Below are 2187 nucleotides of genomic sequence, written 5' to 3'. Positions count from 1 at the left end.
ATAAATATTGTCCAAACTGGCCTTTGTTACCAAGGTCAATGTTTCCAAATCCCCGGGATCCATACTGCCAACGTTCCAGTCGGGATATGTAAAAGACCCTTTTGATATGGATGAGGATATCAGTTCGAGTCCCGACGGTAAAACATCGGTCAATACCAAATTGGAAACAGGGTCTATCCCCAATGTTTCAACGGTGATCGTGAAGGTTACCGTATCCCCGTCATTTACCGTATTCAGGTCAGCGTCTTTTTTCAGTACGATATCCGGGTCACAGTAATAGGCGGTCAAGGGTTGGGAATCATACGTACACCCTCCTTTGGTGACACGAACATAATAATCCCCTGCGTCGGTAGGTGTATAGGTGGCACTGTTGGCACCGGCGATCAAGCTACCGTTTTCGAACCATTGGTAATCGTCGAAATTTGGGTCCACTACCTCTACTTGTGCAGTAGGAAGGCATCCGCCTCCTGTAACCTGAAGGTCAACCTCTGGAACTGTATCGAAACCTGAGAAATACCCGGCGATACCCCTAGCTCCACTAAATCCAAAAAAGCCAACAGCGATCGGTCCCGTTGATGCTACACTAACATCCCCGGTCAAATTGGGAATATAAAAGGTTTTCCATAAGCTTGTCCCTGCTACGGTCGATGCAGTTGGCAGTGTTACCGATCCAGTTCCATCCGTAACCTGAATATTGGCGTCAGGGGTAGAGGAGGAGGCAATTAGGGTTAACCCACCTGTCATGTTAATACCTGCCGCATCTTCGATATGGGTTATGTTGTCCACTGTATCAGGAAGTAAACAGTTTACGGGAGCTATGAAATTTAACCCTACGGTTACTATAGAACTTCCACCGGCCATTAATTGATAGGCATAGGCATCTTTTGAGGTGGTTACATACATATTTCCACCAGCAGATGAAACCGAATAATTACTTTCAGGTATCTCAAAATAGTCGCCGTCGTTTATGGTGGCTATAGGGGTAGTACTTCCGTTCACATATATGTTCGTATTGTTCTGCGTGCCGATAATTATCGGTTTTTCAGTCTCACTTGTACCATTTCCACGAATAAATACATATTCTTTTCCGATTTTATCTTGGGGTACCGGTTGGTCAATAGCGGCATCCCTACTGGCATTGCCGACCCTAACCCCTATGTTCAATCCGCCATTACTTATAACAATGGGGTTGTTTGATACTACATCCGCTCCAATCCAACCATCTATATTTGCAGTTGTTTCAGCAGTATAAGCTTCAAAAACAAAAGATTCGTTGGCATCTAAATGTACGGTGTAGAAGTCATCAGTAATACCATCCCTGTCATTTCCCAATCTAAATTCACAACCAGTGTTATATCCAGAGAGGGTTACGGTTGTACCATCTTCGGTGGCCATGATACCCAAAGTATTGGTTAAACTATTCGTGGTAGCCCTATTGGGAATACCACCCCATTTAAAGTGGGTTCCCATAGCTTGCCTTCCTTTACTTGTGAGGGAAGTAGCTTGCGAATTTGAACGACCTCTATAGTTTACATAGAATTTTTCACCGCCTGGTGCTTCCAATCGCAAACCAGCATCGGTCAGTACAATACCCGTGCTGTTATTAACTACCATGGTTATACCATTATCACCGTTGGGAAGAACTATTTCTTGAGGAGTGGTTTTGGATAAACTGACCGAGGTATATACTGCAGTTGATGTGCCACGATATACATTTACTGTGAACGTCGCTGTTTCAGGAGTGGATAAATAAATATATTGTTGTTGAACAGCTTGGTTGTTTCCGCCTTGTTTTAGGGGTGGAAGGTAGTGGAGGTCACTCAACTGGGCATATCCCATTTGAACAAAAACCAATAGGAAAAAGGAAACAAAAAACCTGAGTTTCTTCGTTATGCACTTCAATGCTTAATTCTTTACGGTTAATCAATATGCTAATTAACGGAGCTTTTGCAGAGAAATCAATTTTAAGTTGTGAAAAGGGGTTTAGCCGTTGTAAATGGATTGTGATTAAGGTTTTTAATGCTTTCCAAAGACAACGGTTCTAATTTTTTACTCAAAGGAATTTGTGTTTTTGGAAGTTACCTGATGTAAAAACCTTCACGAATGTTACACTTGATGCTTAATTTCTGTTCACCCTATAGGTGATTCTCCTATTGGTAATGACGGTCGTTGGGGTGATTTTATTCA

At 42.6% G+C, this 2187-nt stretch carries 1 protein-coding gene; it reads right to left on the bottom strand.

Annotated features, from left to right (window positions below; all coding sequences use genetic code 11):
* The coding region (locus GJ691_RS12235) for a DUF11 domain-containing protein (protein ID WP_246200172.1) at positions 1 to 1902 on the bottom strand (1902 nt) is incomplete at its 3' end.
* Between the last annotated feature and the right edge of the window lie 285 nt (positions 1903 to 2187).

Source organism: Maribacter luteus, assembly GCF_009674825.1.
In the GTDB taxonomy this organism is placed as follows: Bacteria; Bacteroidota; Bacteroidia; order Flavobacteriales; family Flavobacteriaceae; genus Maribacter_A; species Maribacter_A luteus.
Note: the sequence above shows the minus strand (reverse complement) of the source record. Positions and strands in the feature narration are given on the sequence as shown.